Annotated in this window: 19 protein-coding genes; 11 read left to right on the top strand and 8 right to left on the bottom strand. The window is 71.4% G+C overall.

All coding sequences use genetic code 11. The features are described from left to right. Position 1: 1 nt before the first annotated feature. The 3 genes from ACE3QP_RS07135 to ACE3QP_RS07125 are packed head-to-tail and all read left to right on the top strand — an operon-like array spanning position 2 to position 1,895. A complete protein-coding gene (locus ACE3QP_RS07135; RefSeq protein WP_374434780.1) occupies positions 2-355 on the top strand; it encodes a DOPA 4,5-dioxygenase family protein in 354 nt (117 codons plus the stop codon). After that, positions 352-759, top strand: a complete 408-nt coding sequence (locus tag ACE3QP_RS07130; RefSeq protein ID WP_374434778.1) for a GFA family protein — start codon at positions 352-354, stop codon at positions 757-759. The genes ACE3QP_RS07135 and ACE3QP_RS07130 overlap by 4 nt, the downstream gene beginning before the upstream one ends. A gap of 29 nt (positions 760-788) precedes the next feature. Continuing rightward, positions 789-1,895 carry a DSD1 family PLP-dependent enzyme gene (locus ACE3QP_RS07125; RefSeq protein WP_374434777.1) on the top strand — a complete coding sequence of 369 codons (1,107 nt, stop codon included), beginning with the start codon at positions 789-791 and terminating at the stop codon, positions 1,893-1,895. Here ACE3QP_RS07125 and ACE3QP_RS07120 read toward each other — a convergent pair whose 3' ends face one another. Continuing rightward, a complete protein-coding gene (locus ACE3QP_RS07120) occupies positions 1,896-2,141 on the bottom strand; it encodes a hypothetical protein (RefSeq protein ID WP_374434775.1) in 246 nt (81 codons plus the stop codon). A 122-nt stretch (positions 2,142-2,263) separates the two neighbouring features. On the opposite strand from ACE3QP_RS07120, the gene ACE3QP_RS07115 reads away from it, so the two are divergent. Beyond that, complete coding sequence (locus ACE3QP_RS07115; protein WP_374434773.1) at positions 2,264-2,713, top strand: nuclear transport factor 2 family protein; 450 nt, start codon at positions 2,264-2,266, stop codon at positions 2,711-2,713. 134 nt (positions 2,714-2,847) lie between these two features. After that, complete coding sequence (locus ACE3QP_RS07110; RefSeq protein ID WP_374434771.1) at positions 2,848-3,267, top strand: cupin domain-containing protein; 420 nt, start codon at positions 2,848-2,850, stop codon at positions 3,265-3,267. Between the two features lie 32 nt (positions 3,268-3,299). On the opposite strand, the gene ACE3QP_RS07105 is transcribed toward ACE3QP_RS07110, so the two are convergent. Beyond that, positions 3,300-3,911 (bottom strand): gamma-glutamylcyclotransferase, encoded by a 612-nt coding sequence (locus ACE3QP_RS07105; RefSeq protein ID WP_374434770.1) that lies wholly within the window; start codon positions 3,909-3,911, stop codon positions 3,300-3,302. A 93-nt stretch (positions 3,912-4,004) separates the two neighbouring features. Continuing rightward, positions 4,005-6,182: a catalase/peroxidase HPI gene (katG, locus tag ACE3QP_RS07100; RefSeq protein WP_374434768.1), complete on the bottom strand. Its 2,178-nt coding sequence runs from the start codon at positions 6,180-6,182 to the stop codon at positions 4,005-4,007. 144 nt (positions 6,183-6,326) lie between these two features. Between katG and ACE3QP_RS07095 the strand changes: the two genes are divergently transcribed. After that, positions 6,327-7,520 (top strand): hypothetical protein, encoded by a 1,194-nt coding sequence (locus ACE3QP_RS07095; protein WP_374434766.1) that lies wholly within the window; start codon positions 6,327-6,329, stop codon positions 7,518-7,520. A 25-nt stretch (positions 7,521-7,545) separates the two neighbouring features. Here ACE3QP_RS07095 and ACE3QP_RS07090 read toward each other — a convergent pair whose 3' ends face one another. Further along, positions 7,546-8,346, bottom strand: a complete 801-nt coding sequence (locus ACE3QP_RS07090; RefSeq protein WP_374434764.1) for a helix-turn-helix domain-containing protein — start codon at positions 8,344-8,346, stop codon at positions 7,546-7,548. 75 nt (positions 8,347-8,421) lie between these two features. On the opposite strand from ACE3QP_RS07090, the gene ACE3QP_RS07085 reads away from it, so the two are divergent. The 5 genes from ACE3QP_RS07085 to ACE3QP_RS07065 all read left to right on the top strand — a co-directional run bounded on the left by ACE3QP_RS07085 (position 8,422) and on the right by ACE3QP_RS07065 (position 17,147). Continuing rightward, a complete protein-coding gene (locus ACE3QP_RS07085) occupies positions 8,422-9,336 on the top strand; it encodes a DMT family transporter (protein ID WP_374434762.1) in 915 nt (304 codons plus the stop codon). Positions 9,337-9,456: 120 nt separating this feature from the next. Then, positions 9,457-15,018, top strand: a complete 5,562-nt coding sequence (locus ACE3QP_RS07080) for a CHASE domain-containing protein (RefSeq protein WP_374434760.1) — start codon at positions 9,457-9,459, stop codon at positions 15,016-15,018. Between the two features lie 10 nt (positions 15,019-15,028). Continuing rightward, the gene (locus ACE3QP_RS07075) at positions 15,029-16,018 is read left to right on the top strand and encodes a diguanylate cyclase domain-containing protein (RefSeq protein ID WP_374434758.1); all 990 of its coding nucleotides are present in this window, start codon (positions 15,029-15,031) and stop codon (positions 16,016-16,018) included. Positions 16,019-16,047: 29 nt separating this feature from the next. Further along, a complete protein-coding gene (locus ACE3QP_RS07070) occupies positions 16,048-16,638 on the top strand; it encodes a nucleotidyltransferase family protein (RefSeq protein ID WP_374434756.1) in 591 nt (196 codons plus the stop codon). Then, positions 16,635-17,147, top strand: coding sequence for a hypothetical protein (locus ACE3QP_RS07065; protein WP_374434754.1), 513 nt, complete (start codon positions 16,635-16,637; stop codon positions 17,145-17,147). Before ACE3QP_RS07070 ends, ACE3QP_RS07065 begins: the two co-directional genes overlap by 4 nt. On the opposite strand, the gene ACE3QP_RS07060 is transcribed toward ACE3QP_RS07065, so the two are convergent. Genes ACE3QP_RS07060 through ACE3QP_RS07045 form a run of 4 tightly spaced genes read right to left on the bottom strand, consistent with a single transcriptional unit; the run spans position 17,119 to position 19,914 of the window. After that, positions 17,119-17,772 (bottom strand): NAD(P)H-binding protein, encoded by a 654-nt coding sequence (locus ACE3QP_RS07060; RefSeq protein ID WP_374434752.1) that lies wholly within the window; start codon positions 17,770-17,772, stop codon positions 17,119-17,121. The genes ACE3QP_RS07065 and ACE3QP_RS07060 overlap by 29 nt on opposite strands. Then, the gene (locus tag ACE3QP_RS07055; RefSeq protein ID WP_374434750.1) at positions 17,769-18,533 is read right to left on the bottom strand and encodes an enoyl-CoA hydratase; all 765 of its coding nucleotides are present in this window, start codon (positions 18,531-18,533) and stop codon (positions 17,769-17,771) included. The genes ACE3QP_RS07060 and ACE3QP_RS07055 overlap by 4 nt, the downstream gene beginning before the upstream one ends. Then, positions 18,530-19,396, bottom strand: coding sequence for an alpha/beta fold hydrolase (locus ACE3QP_RS07050; protein ID WP_374434748.1), 867 nt, complete (start codon positions 19,394-19,396; stop codon positions 18,530-18,532). The genes ACE3QP_RS07055 and ACE3QP_RS07050 overlap by 4 nt, the downstream gene beginning before the upstream one ends. Beyond that, entirely contained in the window at positions 19,393-19,914 is a 522-nt protein-coding gene (locus ACE3QP_RS07045; protein ID WP_374434746.1) for a DUF1569 domain-containing protein, read from the bottom strand. Before ACE3QP_RS07045 ends, ACE3QP_RS07050 begins: the two co-directional genes overlap by 4 nt. Positions 19,915-19,934: the final 20 nt, after the last annotated feature.

Raw genomic sequence — 19,934 nt, 5'->3', positions numbered from 1 at the left:
CATGAGCGCCCTCGACCCGCAGCAGATCCGCGACTGGCACGCCCATGTCTACTTCGACGCCGCGCGCCGTGAGCGCGCCTGGGCGCTGCGTGCACGCATCGCCACCGAGCTGAGCGAGCGCGTGCGCATCGGCCGCTTCAACGAAGGCCCGGTGGGCCCGCACCCGCAGGGCAGCTACGAGCTGGCGATCACCCCCGCGCAGTTCGGCTTCGTGCTGAGCTGGCTGGTACTGAACCATGGCGGCCTGGACCTCTTCATCCACCCCAACACCGACGACGGCCTGCGCGACCACCGCGACAGCGCGCTCTGGCTGGGGCATATGCATGCGTTGAAGCTGGACGCGCTGAACGAATGAGCGAGCGCACCGCCCACTGCAGCTGCGGCCAGCTGCGCATCACCGTGCGGGGCGAACCGCGCGTCGTCGGGCTCTGCCATTGCCTGGCCTGCCAGCGCCGCACCGGCTCGGTCTTTGCCGCGCTGGCGGCCTTTGCCGGCCCCTACGAGGTGCAGGGCCAAGCCAGCGAGTTCGTGCGCCAGGGCGACCAGGGCGCGCGCTTTCGTTTCCGCTTCTGTCCGGTCTGCGGCACGAACCTGTTCCACACCGAAGAGGGGGTGGACAGCGGCTCGGTCAGCGTGGCCGTCGGCGCCTTCGCCGACCCCGACTTTCCACCGCCCCGCTTCTCGGTCTACGACAGCCGGCGCCATGGCTGGGTGCAGCTGCCTGCGGGCTGCCAGGCTTTCGCCAAGGACCCGGACTGATGGCATGCCGCCTGCCCCCTGAACGCCCCATGACCCACCCCCACTGCCACGCCGGCGACCCCGTCGCCACCCTCGACACGCCCGCCCTGGTCGTTGACCTGGACGCACTGGAACGCAACATCGCCACCCTCGCCGCCTTTGCGCGCGAGCGCGGGCTGCGCCTGCGGCCGCACGCCAAGATGCACAAGAGCGCCGCCGTGGCGCGCCTGCAGCTGCAGGCCGGGGCGGTGGGTCTGTGCGTGCAGAAGACCAGCGAGGCGGAGGCGCTGGCCGCCGCCGGCCTCGACGACCTGTACATCAGCAACGAGGTCATCGACCCCGCCAAGCTGGCCCGCGTGGCAGCGCTGGCGCGGCGCGTGAAGCTGGCCATCGCGGTGGATTCGCTGCTGGGCGCGCAGCGCCTGGCCGAGGCCCTGCGAACGGCCGGCAGCACGCTGGATGTGTTCGTCGAAATTGATGTGGGCCAGGGCCGCTGCGGCGTGGCGCCCGAGCAGGCCGGCGCCCTGGCCGCCGCGCTGCGTGCCGCCGGCCTGCGCTTTGCCGGCCTGCAGGCCTACCAGGGCAAGGCCCAGCATTTGCGCAGCCCGGCCGAACGCGCGGCGGCGATTGAGCAGGCCGCGGCGGCCGTGCGCAGCGCCCTGGCCAGCCTGGAGCGCCTGGGCATCGCCTGCCCGCTGGTGACGGGCGCAGGCACCGGCAGCTTCGTGCATGAGGCCGCCAGCGGCCTGTGGGGCGAGCTGCAATGCGGCAGCTATGCCTTCATGGACCGCGACTACGCCGACAACGAGCGGGATGCCGATGCGCCGCGCTTCGAGCAGGCGCTGTTCGTCAAGAGCCAGGTCATCAGCCGCGGGGCCGAGCATGCGGTGCTGGATGCCGGCCACAAGAGCCATGCCATCGACTCCGGCCTGCCGCGCGTCTGGGGGCCGAGCTGGAGCGTGCAGAACGGTGGCGACGAGCACTGCATCCTGCGCGGCGCGGGCCTGCCGCAGCCGGGTGCCGCCGTCTGGCTGGTGCCCGGCCATTGCGACCCCACCGTGAACCTGCACGCGCAGCTGATCGCCGTGCGCGGCGGGCTGGAGCGCGGCGTCGTCGAAGCCGTCTGGCCCGTCGACGCACGCGGCTGCGTCAGCTGATCAGGAAGCCAGGCTCTGCGTCAGCAGGCTCTTGGCCAGCACCTCGGGCGGCAGCAGCAGCGCGCCTTCCATCAGCTCGGTGTGGCGCAGGCCGAACTCACGCTCGGCCTGACCTTGCTCGCGCACCTTGGCGTGCCAGGTCACCTCGGCACCGCCCTGCGTGGCATGGCGGGAAACGATCCACACCGAGCACTGGCAGGGCGAGCCGGTGGTGGGGTGCCCCATCGAAAGTTCGACATGTTCCATAAAGGCCTCGTCAGGCAGGGGATGGATCCCGTTCTAACCCATTGGCGCGCGTCTGTACATGCGGTTGGCCCGCTTGCCGGCACACTGCGCGCCCTTGTTCTTCCGCCGCACCGCAGGCCCCCATGAACCGCGCACAAGCCCTGACCGCCCTGCTGGGCCTGACCCTGCTGGCCCCGGCCGGCGCCGCCGGCCCCACCGATGAAGCCACCCGCGCCCTGCTGAAGGCCCAGGCCGACCGCTGGGACCAGGCCATCGTGGCCAAAGACCGCGCCGCGATCGAAGCGAATATGGCGGCGGACTTCCGCCAGATCGACGGCGCCGGCAATCTGGAGGACAAGGCCAGCTTCGTCGCCGGCCTGCTCGACCCGCAGCTGCAGATCGACCCCTACAGGGTCGAGGACTTCGAGATCCGCCTGTACGGCGAGGTCGCGCTGCTCAGCGGCCGCACGCGCATGCGCGGCCGCTACGCCGGCAAGGCCTTCGAGAGCCATTACCGCTACATCGATGTGTATGTGCGGCGGAATGGCATCTGGCAGATCGTCAGCGTGCAGATCAGCAAAATTGCGGGCTGACGCCGGCACTGGCTCTGCCCGGCCCAGACGCCCACAATCGGCGCTGACCTGCCCCGGCCGGTCTGGCGCCTGTTGACTAGGCGCGGCCCGGCAAGCCGAGGAAGGCCCCTCAACCCCGACCCAAGGAGAACGCGATGGCTTCCACCCAAGCATGGCTTCGTTCGATGGCGGCGGCGGGCCTGATGGCGCTGCCCCTGCTGGCCCCAGCCGATTCGGTCGTCCACACCCCGGCCGAGCTGAAATGGAAGGACATGGGCAACGGGATCAAGGCGGCGGTGGTGTCGGGCGACATGGACAAGGGCGCCAGCCGCTTTTTCCTCAAGTACCCGGTCGGCCTGGTGACGCCGCTGCACCACCACGATGCCGACCATTACGTCACAGTTCTCTCGGGCAGCATCACGCTGAGCACCGGTGGCAAGGACCACAAGCTGGGCCCGGGCGCCTACTTTGCGTTGACCCAGAAGGCGCCGCACATCGCCAAGGTCGAGGGCAAGGCGGAGGCCGTGTTCTTCATCCAGGCCGACAGCCCGTGGAATGTGGTGATGGCGAAGTAGCGGCAACGCTGAACAGGTCCCTCGGGGCCAATTCAGCGTCGCCCCACCGCCTCCAGCACGGCCTCGACATAGGGGTCGTGCAGGCCGCGGGCCCGCAGGGCCTGGGCCAGCTGGTGCAGGTAATCGAGGTTGGAGCCAAAGGCGCCGGTGGCGCGGGCGATCGGGCCGGCCACGGTGGCGGGCTCGGCATCGGCCTCGTAGAGGGGGTGCTCGGGCAGGCCCAGAAAGGTCAGGGCCGGCAGCGTCGGTCCGTCCTGCAGTTGCACATGCACCCAGGCCGGCCGGTAGCAGCCGGTGCTCATCTCACGCGCCCACAGCAGGCGCAGCTCGGTCTCGATGTCGGCCTCCACCAGGCGCAGGGCCACGCCATCCACCGCACCACCGGCGCGCAAGGCCAGCAGGCGGCCGGGGTTCTCGGGCCGGCCGCGCCCGGCCACGGAGCGCAGGCAGAAGCTGCGGTGCCAGCCCTCCAGCCGGGCGTTGTGCTGGGCGTCCCAGTGCAGCAGCGGGTTCCAGATCAGCGAGCCGTAGCCGAACACCCACACGGGGCCGGGTGGGCGCTGGGCCCAGGTGGCCAGGAAGGACTGCTCGATCTGCGCCTCGCTCCAGGCCAGCTCATCCGGCAAGGCGAGGTCGCGGCGCATGCTGCCATCGCGAAGATTGCAGCGGGTCAGGCGGTTGCGGGCATTCATAGGCAAGGCGAGCGCCGATTGTGCGGCGCCCGTCTTGCCCTCGGCTTACCGCAAGTCGAAGCGGTCCAGCTCCATCACCTTGACCCATGTCGCAGCGAAGTCCTCCGCGAACTTCTGCTGCGCATCGCTGCTGGCGTAGACCTCCGCAATGGCGCGCAGCTGCGAGTTGGAGCCGAAGACCAGATCGACATTGCTGGCCTGGCCCTTGACGGCGCCGGTCTTGCGGTCGCGGCCCTCCAGCAGGCCCGGGCCGACGGGCTGCCAGGCCGTGCCCATATCGAGCAGGTTGACAAAGAACTCGTTGCTGAGGGTGCCGGGGCGCTGCACCAGCGGATGCGAGCCCCCCACGCCCAGCGCGCGCAGGCCGCCCACCAGCACCGTCATCTCGGGCGCGCCCAGGCTCAGCAGCTGGGCTTTGTCCAGCAGCAACTCTGGCGCCAGCGCTTCCAGCCCGGGCTTGACGAAATTGCGGAAGCCATCGGCCTGCGGTTCCAGCACGGCGAAGGACGCCGCATCGGTCTGGTCGGCGCGGGCATCCATGCGGCCAGGATGGAAGGGCACGCTCAGGCTCAGGCCCGCCTTTTGCGCCGCGGCCTCGATGGCGGCGCCACCTGCCAGCACGATCAGGTCGGCCAGCGAGATCTTCTTGCCGCCGCCGGCCTGGGCATTGAAGGCCTCGCGGATGCCCGAAAGCACGGCCAGCACCTTGTCCAGTTCGGCCGGCTGGTTGGCGGCCCAGTCCTTCTGCGGGCTCAGGCGGATGCGGGCACCGTTGGCACCGCCGCGCTTGTCGCTGGCGCGGAAGGTGGAGGCCGAGGCCCAAGCCGTGCGCACCAACTGGTCGACGCCGAGGCCGGACGCCAGCACCTGCGCCTTCAGAGCGGCCACATCCTGTGAGTCCACCAGCGCATGGTCCACGGGCGGGATCGGGTCCTGCCAGATCAGTTCTTCCTTGGGCACCAGCTTGCCCAGGTAGCGGGCGCGCGGGCCCATGTCGCGGTGGGTGAGCTTGAACCAGGCGCGCGCAAAGGCGTCGGCGAACTCGGCCGGGTTCTGGTGGAAGCGCCGCGCCACTTTCTCGAAGCCGGGGTCGAAGCGCAGCGAGAGGTCGGCCGTGGTCATCATCGGCGGGTGCTTCTTGCTCGGGTCATGCGCGTCGGGGATCAGATGCTCGGGCTTGCAGTTCTTCGCCACCCACTGGTGCGCGCCGGCCGGGCTCTTGGTGAGCTCCCACTCGTAGCCGAACAGCATGTCGAAGTAGCCGTTGTCCCATTGCGTGGGGTTGGGCTTCCAGGCGCCTTCGATGCCGCTGGTGGTGGTGTGCACGCCCTTGCCCGTGCCGAAGGCGTTGATCCAGCCCAGGCCCTGGTGCTCGATGGCGGCGCCCTCGGGCTCGGGCCCCACCAGCTTGGGGTCACCGGCGCCATGCGCCTTGCCGAAGGTGTGGCCGCCGGCCACCAGGGCCACGGTCTCCTCGTCGTTCATGGCCATGCGGGCAAAGGTCTCGCGCACATCGCGGCCGGAGGCCACGGGGTCGGGGTTGCCGTTCGGGCCCTCGGGGTTCACGTAGATCAGGCCCATCTGCACGGCGGCCAGCGGGTTGGCCAGTTTCCGGTCACCGCTGTAGCGCTGGTCGCCCAGCCAGCTGGTCTCGGGGCCCCAGTCGATGTCCTGCTCGGGCTCCCAGATGTCGGACCGGCCGCCGGCAAAGCCGAAGGTCTTGAAACCCATCGATTCGAGCGCCACGTTGCCGGCCAGGATCATCAGATCGGCCCAAGAGAGCTTGCGGCCGTACTTCTGCTTGATCGGCCAGAGCAGCCGGCGCGCCTTGTCGAGGTTGCCGTTGTCGGGCCAGGAGTTCAGCGGCGCGAAGCGCTGGTTGCCGGTGCCGGCGCCACCGCGGCCGTCGTGCACGCGGTAGGTGCCGGCGGCATGCCAGGCCATGCGGATCATCAAGCCGCCGTAGTGGCCCCAGTCGGCCGGCCACCAGTCCTGCGAGTCGGTCATCAGCGCCGTCAGGTCCTTCACCACGGCGTCCAGGTCCAGGGTCTTGAACTCGGCGGCGTAGTCGAAGTCCTCCCCCATCGGGTTGCCCTTGGGGGCGTGCTGGTGAAGGATGGCCAGGTTGAGCTGGTTCGGCCACCAAGTGCGGTTGCCGGCACTGCCGGCCTGGGTGGTTTGTGGAACCCCGTGATGGAAGGGGCACTTGGCTTCGCTGGACATTGAGAGGTCTCCTGATTGGCTGGTGGGTGCGCCGCAGTCTAGGAAGCGCGTCCGCCCCGGGCAAGGCAAGCCTGGCAATGGCGGCGATAGCCACGGCGCTGGCTCAACAATGCGCACACCCCGCGCCCACCGCCCGAGCCCTTGATGAGCCCCTTGACCGAACTGCTGCAGCAACGTGAGCGCCTGAGCGCCAGCGAGTTGTTGGCCCAGATCCGCGAGGGCTTGGAGCCCTCCCCCGCCCGCTCCGGCGCGGGTGCGGCCATCCACCAGCTGCTGCTGGACTACTTCAGGCTCGACGAGCAGGCCAGCGCCAGCAGCTTTGCCCGGGCCTTCAAACGCCACCCGCAGACGGCGCAGACCTTGCTGCGGCTCGGCCAGGAGCAGGGGCTGACGGAGCTGGGCGCGCTGATGCAGTCCGTGATGGCAGGCCAGCCCCGCCCCAGCGGCGCCTTCCAGCAGGCGCTGAAGGAACAGACAAGCCAGCAGCCGGGCGCGCAGGCCTTTCTGCAGGGCTTTGCCGGCGTGGCCTTTGCCAGCGCGGACAGCGAGGCCGAGATCGAGCTCTCGCTGGCCTGGCAGGCGCTGGAGGATTGCCTGCTGGACCATCTGCAGCCCCATGCCGAGCTGATCGCCTTCGACTGGGGCCCCACCCTGCGCGCGCAGCGCCAGCGTGAAGCCGCGGTGCAAGCGGCGCTGGCCCGGCACAACGCCCTGCAGCTGCTGCAGGAACTGCTGCAACACCCGCAACCCGAAGTGCTGGCGCAACCCAGCGAATACGACATCGAGCACGAAGGCGCAGCGCCGCAGCAGGTGGCCATCGCCGTGCGGCATCTGGCGCCGCTGGAGGCACGGCCGCCGGCGCTGGCGGCGCAGCCCGCCGCGGCGGCGCAGCTGCTCGCCGTGTACCAGGCCCTGAACGGGGCGGCGCTGTTTTGCACCGATGCGCAGGACCTGTGGTCGGCCGGCTTTCTGCTGCTGCCCGCCCAGCAATGGCACGAGGCCGCCGCCGAGATGCTGGACTGGCTGCTCAGCGTGGACTTTCAAGAGGAGCCCGAGGCGCTGCCCAGCTGGGTGCGCAGCGCCATTCCCTTCGGCAAGATTCCGGGCGACGCCAGCTACTGGCTGCTGCCGGTGGAAGGCCCGTTCGCCGGCCAGGTGCTGCTTTCCAATGAAGACGTGAGCGCCGAGCAGGTGCGTTACGCCAGCTTCGACGCCTTCATCGCCACGCTTTGCCTGCAGCCCGAACAGGTGCTGGGCTGCGGCGGCTACATCAGCTATGCCAGCGCGGGCAACGCGCACAGCCTCTACCCCGTGGGCTACCGCAGCGGCGCGGGCTGATAAGGGTGCGTGCGCCGCCTGCGCTTCAACCCGGCCCGTTCACCCCGCGCCGGTAGGCCTGCGGCGTCACACCCATCTGGCGCTTGAACAAGGCGATGAAGGCAGCCGCGCTGGCGTAGCCCAGCTCGTGGGCGATGGCGTCGAGCTTGCGGCCGGCGCTGAGCAGCGGCAGCGCGCGCACGGTGCGCAGGCGCGAGCGCCATTCGGTGAAGCCCATGCCCAGCTGCTGCTGGCAGCGGCGCTGCAGGGTGCGCTCGGTGCTGTGCAGCTGGCGCGCCCAGTCGGCCAGGCCGCGCGGGTCGGCGGGGTTGGCGCTCAGCGCCTCCAGCAGTGGCGCCAGCAGGGGGTCGCGGCTGCCGGGCAGGTAGCTGCCGCTGGGCTGGGCCTCGTGCAGCAGGTCCAGCGCCACCTGCAGTTGGCGCGCATCGGGCGGGCGCGCTGGCTCGGGCGGGCGTTGGCGCCAGCGCTCCAGCAGGGCGCGCAGCAGCGGGTCCACGGTCAGCACGCAGGCCTGGGCCGGCAGCTGCGCGCACAGCGGCGCGGCCAGGTAGAGCGAGGCATGCACCACCGCCTGGCGGTTCAGGCCGCGGTGCTCCAGCTCAGGCGGCAGCCAGGCGCCGCACAGCGGTGGCACCAGCAGCTGGTGGCCGGCGAACTGCAGCTCGATGACGCCCTCGTAGGCGTAGACGAACTCGCCCCAGGCATGGCGGTGGCGCGGGTAGCTGGCCGGGGCGCTGAGGGTGGCGGCGCGGAACACGATCTGCGCCGGCAGGGCGTCGCGGTAGGGCGTGCTGAGCGTGGCGGCGGGGGTGGGGCGAGCTTTCATGCGGTGGCGCGGCGGTGGCAGAGATTGTCGGGTTCGATGAACCGGCAGCGAACCCGTCACACCAGAATCGGCCCCATGTCCAGCCTGCACCGCCCCCTCGACGCCCGCGCCATGGCCATCATGAGCCTGCTCTGCCTGATCTGGGGCTTCCAGCAGATCGCCCTGAAGGCCACCGCGGCCGACATGGCGCCCACGCTGCAGATCGGCCTGCGCTCGGGCCTGGCCGCGCTGCTGGTGCTGGGCTGGATGCGCTGGCGCGGCGAGCGCCTGCACTGGCGCGAGGGCCAATGGCGCGCCGGCGCCCTGGTGGGCGGGCTGTTCGGGCTGGAGTTCATGCTGGTGGGCGAAGGCCTGCGCCACACCAGCGCCGCGCACATGGCGGTGTTCCTCTACACCGCGCCGGTGTTTGCCGCCCTGGGCCTGGCCTGGGTGCAGCGCAGCGAGCGCCTGCACCCGCTGCAATGGGCCGGGGTGGCGCTGGCCTTTGCCGGCATGGCGCTGGCCTTTCTGGGCCGCGGCGGCGCGGTGAATTCCCAGGTGCTGTGGGGCGATCTGCTGGGCCTGCTGGGCGGTGCGGCCTGGGGCGCCACCACGGTGGCGGTGCGCGCCAGCCGCCTGGCCACGGCGGCGCCGGCGGAAACGCTCTTCTACCAACTGAGCGGCGGCTTCGTGCTGCTGCTGCTCACCGCCCTGCTGCTGGGCCAGACCGCCGTGCAGCCCAGCGCCCGCCTGGCCGCCAGCCTGGCCTTCCAGACGGTGATCGTCTCCTTCATCAGCTACGGCGTGTGGTTCTGGCTGCTGCGCCAGTACCTGGCCTCGCGCCTGGGCGTGTTCAGCTTCCTCACGCCGCTGTTCGGCGTGGGCTTTGGCGTCTGGCTGCTGGGCGAAGCCCTGGAGCCCGCCTTTCTGGGCGGCGCGGCCTTGGTGCTGCTGGGCATCACGGTGGTGAGCGCGCAGCCGCTGCTGATGCGGCGGGTTCCGGCTTCCTGAAGCGCCACGCCTGATCAGCCGGCGCGCCGCTTCGTTGGCGGGGAGCGGCTTGCTGGGCCGTGCGGGCAAAGGCGGAGCCGGGGCCGCAGCGGCGGCGGGTATCGTCAGGCCCAAGACGCCATGGTCACACCCCACCGGACACCCCTCTCCTCGCAGCCCTGGGCGCTCGGGCTGTGGCTGCTCGGCCTGCTGCTGACGCTGGCGCTGGCCATGCAGGTGCACCGCAGCAACGAGCGCGCGGCGCAGCAGCGCTTCGAGCGCGTGGTGGACGAACTGGCGCGCGGCGTGCAGGAGCGCTTCGGCCTGTACGAACTGGGCCTGCGCGGTGCACGCGGCGCGGCGCTGGCGGCCGGCGGCATCGGTCTGCCCCGCCAGGCCTTCGCCGCCTATGCGAACAGCCGCGAGCTGGAACGCGAGTTCCCCGGCGCGCGCGGCTTCGGCCTGATCCAGCGCGTGCCGCGCGCCGAGGAAGCGCGCTTCGTGGCCCAGATGCGGGCGCAAGGCCTGAGCGACTTCGCGGTGCGCGAGCTGAGCCCCCATGGTGAGGAGCGCCTGGTCATCCGCGCCGTCGAGCCCGAGGCCCTGAACCGCCAGGCTTTGGGGCTGGACATTGCCTCCGAACCCAACCGCCGCGAGGCCGCGCGCCAGGCCGCACTGAGCGGCGAAGCGCGGCTCACCGCCCCGCTCACGCTGATGCAGGCGGCCGAGAGCCCGCACCGCGGTTTCTTACTGCTGCTGCCGGTGTACGCCGAGGGCGCCGACCTGCGCACCCCCGGCGCGCGCGAGCGCGCCACGCAGGGCTGGGTGCACGCCCCGCTGCTGGCTGACGCCGTGCTGCGCAGCCTGGGCGCCGGGCTGGACGAGGTGCACATCCGCCTGGTGGACCAGGCCGAGCGCAGCCCCTTCTTCCGCACCGATGCCGAGGGCGAACGCAGCGGCACCGGTCTGAGCACGCAGCGCGCGCTGCGCATCATGGGCCGCAACTGGCAGCTGCAGGCCGATGCCCAGCCTGCCCTGCTGGCCGCGGCCCAGCCGCGCAGCCCGGCGGCCGTGCTGGCCATCGGGGTGGCGCTGAGCAGCCTGGGCGCGCTGCTGCTGGGCGTGCTGACGCGCCAGCGCGAGCAGCAGCTGCAGGCCCTGGGCCTGCCCGAACGCGAGGCCGCGCGCCCGCTGCGCGCCTTTGCCACCAGCCGCCTCACGCTGGGCGCCCTGCTGCTCTGGCTGCTCGGCGTGCTGGCCTATGCAGCGGTGGCACAGAGCGAGATCCGCGCGCGCCGCGCCGCCGAGCTGGCCCGCCATCTGCAGGAGCAGGCGCGGCAGCTGGTGACGCAGCGCGAGCAGCAGCGCGAGGCGCGCCGCAAGGTGCTGACCTTTCTGGCCGAGACGCCTCCGGTGCTCGGCCTGTGGCGCTCCCTGCCCACGGGAGTGGACCCGCTCGATGGCTCGGACCGCGCGCACTGGCAACGCCGCATGCAGCAGATCTTCAGCGCCCATCTGCGCACCGCCCCCGAGGTGCAGAGCCTGAGCCTGCGCTACCTCGACCGCCCCGCCAGCGAGAGCCTGAGCGTGCTGCGCGTGGACGGCCAGTTGGTGGCACGGGCCGGTGCCTTGGTGACGGAACCGGATCCGAGTCCGCATCTGGCCCTGGCACTGCGCCAGCCCACCGGGACTCTGTACATCGCTGCGCCCCGCGCCGGCGCGCCCGGGCCGGATGGCCGCCCGCGCTGGAGCTACGAGGCCCTGCTGGCCGTGGACGGCCCGCCCGGCAGCACGCAGGGTCGCCCCGTTGCCGTGCTGAGCGTGGTCATCGACCTCAGCGAACGACTGGAAAGCCTGCGCAGCCAGCTGCCGGCGGGCGAACAGCTCTACGTGCTGGACAGCCAGCAGCAGCTGATGGTGGCGCCGCCCGGGCTGCGCGCGCCGACACCCGTGGGCGAGCTGCTGCGCTGGCCACAGGTATTCCACAGCGTGGCCTCGCCCTGGGTGGACGCCGAGCCCGCGCTGCGCGCCTGGGCCGGTCCCAGCGGCACCCTGCTGCTGGCGCAAGCGCTCTACCAACCCAACCAGCGCAGCGACGAGGCCGAGCAGGCCCTGCTGCTGGGCCAGCCGCAAGAGCAGCTGGAGCAGGAGGTGCGCAGCGAGCTGGGCCAGCGCCTGCGCATCCCGCTCGCGCTCGGCCCGGTCGGCCTGCTGCTGCTCTACCTGCTGTGGACGGCCAATGAGCGCCAGCAGCGCATGCGCGCCGAACGCCTGCGCCAGGCGCGCGTGCTCGATCAGTCGCGCGACGCTTTCATCGGCTTGGACGGCGAGCAGCGCATCCGCAGTTGGAACCAAGGCGCGCAGGCGCTGTTCGGCTGGCAGGCCGACGAGGTGCGCAGCCGCGCGCTGGCCGAGCTGCTGCACGCCGAAGCCCCCTGGCCGCAGCCACAGGACCCAGCCTGCCGCTTCGAGACCCGCGTGCGCCGCGGCAGCGCAGACGCCGCCGAGCCCCTGGAAGTGGCGGTGGACTGGACCCCGCTGCAGGGTGAGGACGGCGGCGGCAGCCTGACGCTGCGCGACATCGGCCAGGAACGCGCCGCCCAGCGTCGCGTGCTGCAGCTCAATGCCGAGCTGGAGGGCCAGGTGATGGCGCGCACCGCCGACCTGCTGCACGAGCGCGAGCGGCTGGCCAACATCCTCGAAGGCACCCATGTGGGCACCTGGGAATGGAATGTGCAGACGGGCGCGACCCGCCACAACCCGCGCTGGGCCGAGATGCTGGGCTACACGCTGGACGAACTGCAACCCATCACCCCCGAGCGCATGGAAGCGCTCACCCACCCGGACGACCGTGCCGCGGCCCGCCAGCTGATGCAGGCCCATCTGCGCAACCGCGACTCGCTCTACGAGGTCGAGCTGCGTCTGCGCCACCGCGACGGCCATTGGGTCTGGGTGCTCTCGCGCGGCCGTGTGCTGAGCTGGACCGAGGACGGCCGCCCCGAGTGGATGTACGGCACCCACCAGGACATCACCGAGCTCAAGCAGGCGCAGCAGCGCCAGCAGCGCGCCGCCCGCCTGCTGCAGCAGGTGCTGGCCGCGGCCACCGAGGTCTCGGTGATCGCCACCGACACCGAGGGTGTCATCACCGTTTTCAACCCCGGCGCCGAACGCCTGCTGGGCTACCGCGCCGAAGACATGGTGGGCCGGCAGACCCCGGCCGTGCTGCACCTCCCCGAAGAGGTGCAGGCGCGTGGGCAGGAATTGAGCCAGGCCTCGGGCCGGCCGGTGGAGGGCTTCCGCGTCTTTGTGCACCTGCCCGAGCAGCAAGGCTCGGAGCTGCGCGAATGGACCTACGTGCGCCAGGACGGTAGCCAGGTGCCCGTGGCCCTGGTGGTGACCGCCATGCGCGACGAGGCCGATCGCCTGATCGGCTACCTGGGCATTGCGCAGGACATTTCCGAACGCCGCCGCGCCGAGCAGACCCTGCGCGAGGCCAAGCAGGTGGCCGAGGCCGCCAACGCCGCCAAGAGCCTGTTCCTGGCCAACATGAGTCACGAGATCCGCACACCCATGAACGCCGTGCTGGGTGTCGCGCACCTGCTGCAGGACACCCCGCTGGACGCCGAGCAGCGCACCCTGCTGGGCAAGCTGCAGCTGGCCGGACGCTCGCTGATGGCCATCATCAACGACGTGCTGGACCTGGCCAAGATCGAAGCTGGCGAGCTGCGCCTGGAGCAGCTGCCGGTACGGCCACAGCAGCTGCTCGACGAGGTGCGCGCCTTGATGGAGCCGCAGGCCCAGGCCAAGGGTCTGGGCCTGCACACCGAGCTCGACCCGGCCCTGCCCGAACTCATCAGCAGCGACCCGCAGCGCCTGCGCCAAATCCTGCTCAACCTCAGCAGCAACGCCATCAAGTTCACCGCCCAGGGCGCGGTGCGCCTGCGTGCCCGCCTGGAGGCCGACGCGACAGGCGCCGAGTGGCTGTGCTGGGAGGTGCAGGACAGCGGCATCGGCATCACCCCCGAGGCCCAGGCCCAGCTGTTCCGCCCCTTCGTGCAGGCAGACGCCTCCACCACCCGCCACTACGGCGGCACCGGCCTGGGCCTGGCCATCGTGCGCGAGCTCAGCGAGCGCCTGGGCGGCACGGTGAGCCTGCGCAGCCAGCCCGGCGAGGGCAGCTGCTTCACCGTGCGCCTGCCGCTGCAGCGCGCCGAAGCCAGCAGCGCCAGCGGCGGGCTGCGCGTGCTCATCGTCGAGGACGAGGCCGCCCAGCGCGAGGCCCTGGCCGCGCAATGCCGCAGCCTGGGCTGGCAGATCGAGGCGCTCGACAGCGGCGAGGCCCTGCTGCAGCGCCTGGCGCAGCCCGGCCCGGAGCCCGATGTGATGCTGCTGGACTGGCAGCTGGGCGCCGGCCCCGATGGCCTGAGCACCCTGCAGCAGCAGGTGCAGAGCCAGGGCGCGGACAGCCTGCCCGCGGTGCTGGTCATCAGCGCCGCCGCCCCCGAGCGCCTGCGCGCCGCCGCCGGCTCGGAGTGGTCCGACGCCCTGCTGCACAAGCCCGTGCAACCCTCCGACCTGTTCAACGCGGTGAACCGCGCCGTGGTGCGCCGCACCGGCAGCCTGGAGCGCGTACTGCAGGCCACCCGCATCGACGCCCTGGACGCCGCCTGGCTGCCCGGCGTGCGCGTGCTGGTGGTGGACGACAGCGAGCTCAACCGCGAGGTGGCCCAGCGTCTGCTGAGCCGCGAAGGTGCCCTGGTGCAGACGGCCGACGGCGGCGCCGCCGCGCTCGCCCTGCTGCAGGCCAGCGACCCGCCACCCTTCGACGCCGTGCTGATGGACGTGCAGATGCCCGGCATGGACGGCCTGGAAACCACCCGCCGCCTGCGCCAACTGCCCGGCGGCGCTGAGCTGCCCGTGCTGGCCCTGACCGCCGGCGCGCTGGAAGAGGAACGCCAGCGCGCGCTGGCCGCCGGCATGGACGGCTTCCTGACCAAGCCCCTGGAGCCCGCCCAGCTGGTGCGCAGCCTGCGCCACAGCGTGGAGGCGCGCCGCCGCGAGCCCCTGGCCGCCGCACGCAGCACGCCGGCCTTGGCCAGCGCGGAGGGCGATGAATGGCCCTTGATCGCCGGCATCGACCACGCCCAATCCCAGCTGCTGATGGGCGGCCAGCGCGAGCTGTTCCTGCAATCCCTGCGCCGCCTGCTGGACGAACACCTGCCCGCGCTCGAAGCCTGGCAGACGGCGGATCTGGAGGCCGAGCGTGCCGACTGGCTGGCCCGCCTGCACAAGCTGCGCGGCTCAGCCGGCCAGTTGGGCGCCCGCAGCCTGCACAGCGCCGCCAGCGCCGCCGAACAGGCCCTGCGCAGCAGCGCCCCCACCCTGCCCCCGCTGCTGGACGCGGTGCGGCAGGCCCTGCGGGCCTTGAGCCAGGCCGCCGCCCCGGCCCTGCAGGCCGCCGCGCAGCGTCGCCCGCAAACCAGTGGCCCGCCACCCGAGGGCCCGGCCTGGCAGGCCCTGCTGGCCCAGCTGCGCGCCAACGACCTGGAGGCCCTGAGCGACTACCAGCGCTACCTGCCCGGCCTGGCCCAGGCCCTGGGCGCCGAGCGTGCCGAGGCCTGGGAGCAACAGGTCGCCAATCTGCAGTTCCCGGCCGCGCTGCGCCTGCTGGAAGAAGCCGGCCTGACCGGGCCGGATCGGTGAAGATCCAGCCATGACCGACGCCGCGCTGCGCCCCGCCAATCTGCTGATCGTCGACGACGACCCACTGATCATCCAGGCCATTGCGCGCGCACTGAACGGCCTGGGGCGCTTGCGCTTTGCCACCGCCGGCCGCGAGGCCCTGGCCCTGGCCAGCACCGAGCCGCCCGACCTGCTGCTGCTGGACGCCCAGATGCCCGACCTCAACGGCCTGGAGGTGCTGCGCCAGCTGCGCGAACTGCCCGACACCCGCGAGCTGCAGGTCATCGTCATCACCAGCCAGAGCGACGACGCCACCGAGCAGGCTGCGCTGGAACTGGGCGCGGCCGACTTCCTGGCCAAGCCGGTGCGCCCGGCCGTGCTGCTGGCGCGCGTGCGCACCCAGCTGCGCCTGAAGCAGGCGCTCGACGCCCTGCGCCAGCAGGCCACGCTGGACCAGCTGACCCGCTGCGCCAACCGCCATGTGCTGCTCGAGGCCATCGAGCGCGAATGGGCCCGCGCCCTGCGCGAGCGCCAGCGCTTCAGCCTGATGCTGCTGGACGTGGACTACTTCAAGCGCTTCAACGACCGCTACGGCCACCTGGCCGGCGACCAGGCCCTGGTGACCGTGGCCGAGGTGCTGCGCCAATGCGCGGCACGCCCGGGCGACCTGGTGGCCCGCTACGGTGGCGAGGAATTTGCCGTGCTGCTGACCGGCGCCGACCGCGAGGGCGCCGAGGCCGTGGCGCAATGCCTGCGCAGCCGCCTGGCCGCACGCGCCGTGCCACACGAAGACGGCGTCAACGGCTGGCTCACGGTCTCCATCGGCGCGGCCAGCTTTGGACCCGACTGCGCCGGCTGGACCGAACAACCCACCGGCCCCGTGCCCGGCGGCCAGAGTTGGAGTGCCAACCAGCTGCTCAACCTGGCCGACCAGGCCCTCTACGAAGCCAAGCGCCGGGGCCGCGACCAGGCGGTGTTCGTGCGCATCGAGCTGGACGTAGGCGAACCCAGCGGGCGCTGAACCTGGCCCCGGCTGGTAGAACGCCAGCCATGAGCCCCGAACAGTTCCTGCGCGAGATCCAGCGCAACCCCATCAACCGCGCCCTGCTGGCCGGCCTGCCGGCGCTGCAGCTGCCCGATGCCTGGCTGGTGGCGGGGTGCCTATTCCAGACCGTCTGGAACCTGAAGAGCGGCCGAGCCCCCGAGTCCGGCATCAAGGACTACGACCTCTTCTACTTCGACGCCGGCGACCTTTCAGCCGCGGCCGAGGCCGCCGTGCAGCAACGCGTGCAGGCCGCCTTTCCGGGCGTTCCGGTGGAGGCCAAGAACCAGGCACGCGTGCACTGTTGGTACGAGGACTGGTGCGGCCACCCCTATGAGCCCCTGGGCTGCAGCGCCGACGGCATCGCCCGCTTCCTGATCCCCGGCACCTGCGTGGGCGTGCAGCCCCAGGCGGATGGCCGCCTGCGCCTGCAGGCGCCCTATGGGCTGGATGATCTGTACGCCGGGCGGTTGCGGCCGAACTCGCTGATCGACCACCGCACGCTGTTCCGTGCCAAGGCGGCGTCCTATCGGGCGCGCTGGCCCTGGCTGAGCGTTCAGGAAGGCCCAGCACGCACCGAAGCGGCAGCACATCAATGATCTTCAAGGACCCTTCCGTGCGACTCAGGCCGTTCCTCTGCACCCTTTTGGCCGCTTGTCTTGTGGGCTGTGGTGAGAAGCAAGCCGCCAGCCCAAAGCCCATCACCCGTGCGCAAGCCATCGCACTGGCGGAACGCTACGTGCGTGAGAACGGCTACACCGATCAGCCGGCCGTGAAGGAGCGCCTGGACCCCGAGTCATTCAACTGGAATCTGCCGCGCGAACAGGCGATGCAGATGCGTGCCAACACCTTGAAGGGCAAGGCCATCGGGGCACAGGCTGGTGGGCGGAATTCGGAGCCTGGATGGGGCGTGGCCTTCGACTACGCAGGAAACATAAGCGACCCCAGCATCTGTCGCGTGGTGACCATGGACCCCTACGGCCAAGGCCTGGTCATGCAGCACCAGGACGGTCGCAGGTCGTATTGGGTCGATGCACCAGCCCCGCCCTACAAACCGCTGCGAGCCTTGGAGCCAAAGGCTAGCGCGGCTGCATCTCAGCCGAGTTGAGGATGCGCAGGCCCGGCTGGCGCTGCTGCGCCGCCGCCACCAGAGCCTGCGCCACGGCGGTGGCCTCAATCGGGCGCACGCTGCGGGGGATCAGCCCGGACAAGGGGCGCAGCAGCCGGGTGGCTGTGCCCTCCCCGGCGCGACCGGGCTGGCCCAGCGCCGCGCGGTCACCAAGCAACAGCGAGGGCCGGGCCAACACCACCTGTTCGAAGCCCAGGCCCTGCACGGCCTGCTCGGCCTCGCCCTTGACGCGGTTGTAGAACACCGTGGACTTGGGATCGGCGCCCAGCGCCGAGACCATGAACAGGGCCTTGGCCCCGGCGGCGCGGGCCGCCCGTGCGCTGGCCAGCACGGCGTCGAAATCCACCTCCCGGAAGGCGGCCTGCGAGCCGGCCTGCTTGATCGTCGTGCCCAGGGCGATGAACACCTCGTCCAGCCGCGGCAGCTTGGGCAGGGCGGCGAAATCCACCTGCTGGGTGTGCAGCTTGGGGTGTTGCGGCCAGCCCGCGATGGGGCGGCGCAGCAGCGCATGCACCTCGCCGTAGCTGGGCTCCGCCAGCAGGCGTTCCAGCAGCGCGCGGCCCACCAGGCCGCTGGCGCCGACGAGCAGGGCTTTGCGCGTCACTCGAACTTCGAGAAGTCGGGGGCGCGCTTCTGGAAGAAGGCCTGGAAGGCCTCCATGGCCTCGGGGCTGCGCAGGCGCGCGCCGAAGATCTCGGCCTCGGTCTGGATCACGCGCTGCAGCTCGGCCAGGCCGGGCTCGCGCATCAGGCGCTTCGAAGCGCGCACCGCGCTGGGCGCCAGGCTGTTGAAGCGCTCGGCCATGCGGCGCGCGTGGTTCAGCACCTCGGCGGCCGGCAGCACGGCGTTGGCGATGCCCCACTCCACCGCTTCGGCGCCGGTCATGGGGTCGCCCAGCAGCAGCTTCTCGGCCGCCTTCACATGGCCCAGCAGCTTCGGCACCACCAGGCTGGAGCCGAACTCGGGCACCAGGCCGAGGGCGACGAAGGGCATGGCGAGGCGGCAGTCGTCGGCCACATAGACGAGGTCGCAATGCAGCAGCAGCGTGGTGCCGATGCCGATGGCCGCGCCGGTGACGGCGGCGATCACCGGCTTCTCGCAACCCAGCAGGGCCTGCATGAACTGGAACACCGGGGCGTCGGCATCGCGCGGCGGGCGGGCCATGAAGTCTTCGAGGTCGTTGCCGCTGGTAAAGATGCCGGGCTGGCCGGTGATCAGCACCGCGCGCACCTGGCCGTCGGCGTTCGCCGCCTGCAGGGCCTCGGCCATCTCCGAGTACATCGCCGAGGTGATGGCGTTCTTCTTCTCGGGGCGGGCGATTTCGATCGTGGCCACGCCATTGATGGTGGCGGTCTTGATGCTCATATTGGGGTCACTCCAGAGAGACGCTGCAGCTGCTGCAGCAGGATGGGCCACAGTGTCGTGGCCTGCTGGGCGCGGAAGAAGCCGAGGTGGCCGATGCGGCCGCCGGCCGCGGGCGTCAGAGTGATGAGTTCACGCTCGCGGGCACCGGCGTAGCCCTGGTAGAGGGTTTGGATGCTGGTCTCGCTGAGCATCTCGTCGTCGCTGATCTGCAGCGAGACAAACGGCGCCGTGAAGCCCTGGTAATGCTCGCGCAGCCCCGGGTCGTCCAGCAGATAGCCGCTCTGGTTGCACCAGCGCTTCCAGTCCCGAATCACCCCGAGCGGCAGGTCGCCGATCAGCTTGAGCTTGGCGCCCGGGAAGTAGCCGTACAGCGTGGTGGCCAGGGGCACACCCCAACCCCAGAACCAGCGCGCGCGACTGCGCTGCGGCTCGGGCTGGTGGCCCCAGAAGCCGCTGCCCGCCGCCACGCCCACCAGGCCCTGGATGCGCTCGCGCGAGGGCAGCAGGCCGGGCAGCTGGCCGCCGAGCGAATGGCCGACGACCAGCAGCGGCGCGCCTCGCACCTGGGATTGCAGATGGCGCAGCGCGGCGTCCATGTCCTGCACCCAATCCTGGATGCCGGCGCGGTAGCCGCGCAGGCTGCGCCGGTGCGCCTCGGGCCGCGAGGCGCCGATGCCGCGGAAGTCGAAGGTCTGCACCGCCAGGCCCTGGTCGGCCAGCCAGCGCGCCAGCTCGGCGTAATAGCTCTGCGGCACGCCCATGGCGGCGCCGATCAGCACGGCGGCCTGCGGGTTGCCCTCGGGCAGGAAGAGCCGCGCGGCAAGCGGCGTGCCGTCGCCCGAGCGCAAGGGGGTGTCGATCACGTCGTCTTGGGGAACTCGATCTGCGACCAATGGTTCGCGAGATGCATCAGGTGCGCGCGGGTGTACTGCGCCTTGTCCAGCTCGCCGTAGGCGAAATGGGGTTTGAGCGGGCCGCCCCAGGCCTCGAAGGCATTCAGCGCCGCGAGCAGGCGGGCGATGCTGTCCTTGAGCAAAATCTGCGGCTTCAATGCCGGCGCGCCGGGGATGGGCTCCGCCAGGTTGTGGCTCATCGCGCCCCGTGCGTTGAAGACCGCGAAAGCGGTGTTGCCGATGACGGCACGGAACACCGGGCCCTTCATCTCAGGGTAGCCCTGCATCGAGTACTCGATGCTTTGGGCCAGGTGCTGCAGCAGCTGGCTGAGCGACCAGCTCTCATGCTTCAGCTTCGGCTCGCCAAAGCCCAGGTCCAGAACCTGCTGCTTGGCCTCCTTCAGTGAGCTGAAGGTTTCGAGCTGGCCGGCGCAGCCGGACAAAGCTGCAGCGCCGGCACCCGTCAGAACAAAGTGGCGGCGCTGCATTTCAAGATCCTTTATCCAAG

It is taken from the genome of Inhella sp. (assembly GCF_041912635.1).
GTDB lineage: Bacteria > Pseudomonadota > Gammaproteobacteria > Burkholderiales > Burkholderiaceae_C > Inhella.
Note: the sequence above shows the minus strand (reverse complement) of the source record. Positions and strands in the feature narration are given on the sequence as shown.

Coding starts and splice junctions, on each gene's coding strand:
- ACE3QP_RS07095 (WP_374434766.1), top strand. CDS start 6,327: ATGAGCCCCTTGACCGAACTGCTGCAGCAACGTGAGCGCCTGAGCGCC.
- ACE3QP_RS07130 (WP_374434778.1), top strand. CDS start 352: ATGAGCGAGCGCACCGCCCACTGCAGCTGCGGCCAGCTGCGCATCACC.
- ACE3QP_RS07110 (WP_374434771.1), top strand. CDS start 2,848: ATGGCTTCCACCCAAGCATGGCTTCGTTCGATGGCGGCGGCGGGCCTG.
- ACE3QP_RS07125 (WP_374434777.1), top strand. CDS start 789: ATGACCCACCCCCACTGCCACGCCGGCGACCCCGTCGCCACCCTCGAC.
- ACE3QP_RS07105 (WP_374434770.1), bottom strand. CDS start 3,911: ATGCGCCGCGACCTCGCCTTGCCGGATGAGCTGGCCTGGAGCGAGGCG.
- ACE3QP_RS07070 (WP_374434756.1), top strand. CDS start 16,048: ATGAGCCCCGAACAGTTCCTGCGCGAGATCCAGCGCAACCCCATCAAC.
- ACE3QP_RS07120 (WP_374434775.1), bottom strand. CDS start 2,141: ATGGAACATGTCGAACTTTCGATGGGGCACCCCACCACCGGCTCGCCC.
- ACE3QP_RS07080 (WP_374434760.1), top strand. CDS start 9,457: ATGGTCACACCCCACCGGACACCCCTCTCCTCGCAGCCCTGGGCGCTC.
- ACE3QP_RS07115 (WP_374434773.1), top strand. CDS start 2,264: ATGAACCGCGCACAAGCCCTGACCGCCCTGCTGGGCCTGACCCTGCTG.
- ACE3QP_RS07075 (WP_374434758.1), top strand. CDS start 15,029: ATGACCGACGCCGCGCTGCGCCCCGCCAATCTGCTGATCGTCGACGAC.
- ACE3QP_RS07055 (WP_374434750.1), bottom strand. CDS start 18,533: ATGAGCATCAAGACCGCCACCATCAATGGCGTGGCCACGATCGAAATC.
- ACE3QP_RS07065 (WP_374434754.1), top strand. CDS start 16,635: ATGATCTTCAAGGACCCTTCCGTGCGACTCAGGCCGTTCCTCTGCACC.
- ACE3QP_RS07085 (WP_374434762.1), top strand. CDS start 8,422: ATGTCCAGCCTGCACCGCCCCCTCGACGCCCGCGCCATGGCCATCATG.
- ACE3QP_RS07045 (WP_374434746.1), bottom strand. CDS start 19,914: ATGCAGCGCCGCCACTTTGTTCTGACGGGTGCCGGCGCTGCAGCTTTG.
- ACE3QP_RS07090 (WP_374434764.1), bottom strand. CDS start 8,346: ATGAAAGCTCGCCCCACCCCCGCCGCCACGCTCAGCACGCCCTACCGC.
- katG (WP_374434768.1), bottom strand. CDS start 6,182: ATGTCCAGCGAAGCCAAGTGCCCCTTCCATCACGGGGTTCCACAAACC.
- ACE3QP_RS07135 (WP_374434780.1), top strand. CDS start 2: ATGAGCGCCCTCGACCCGCAGCAGATCCGCGACTGGCACGCCCATGTC.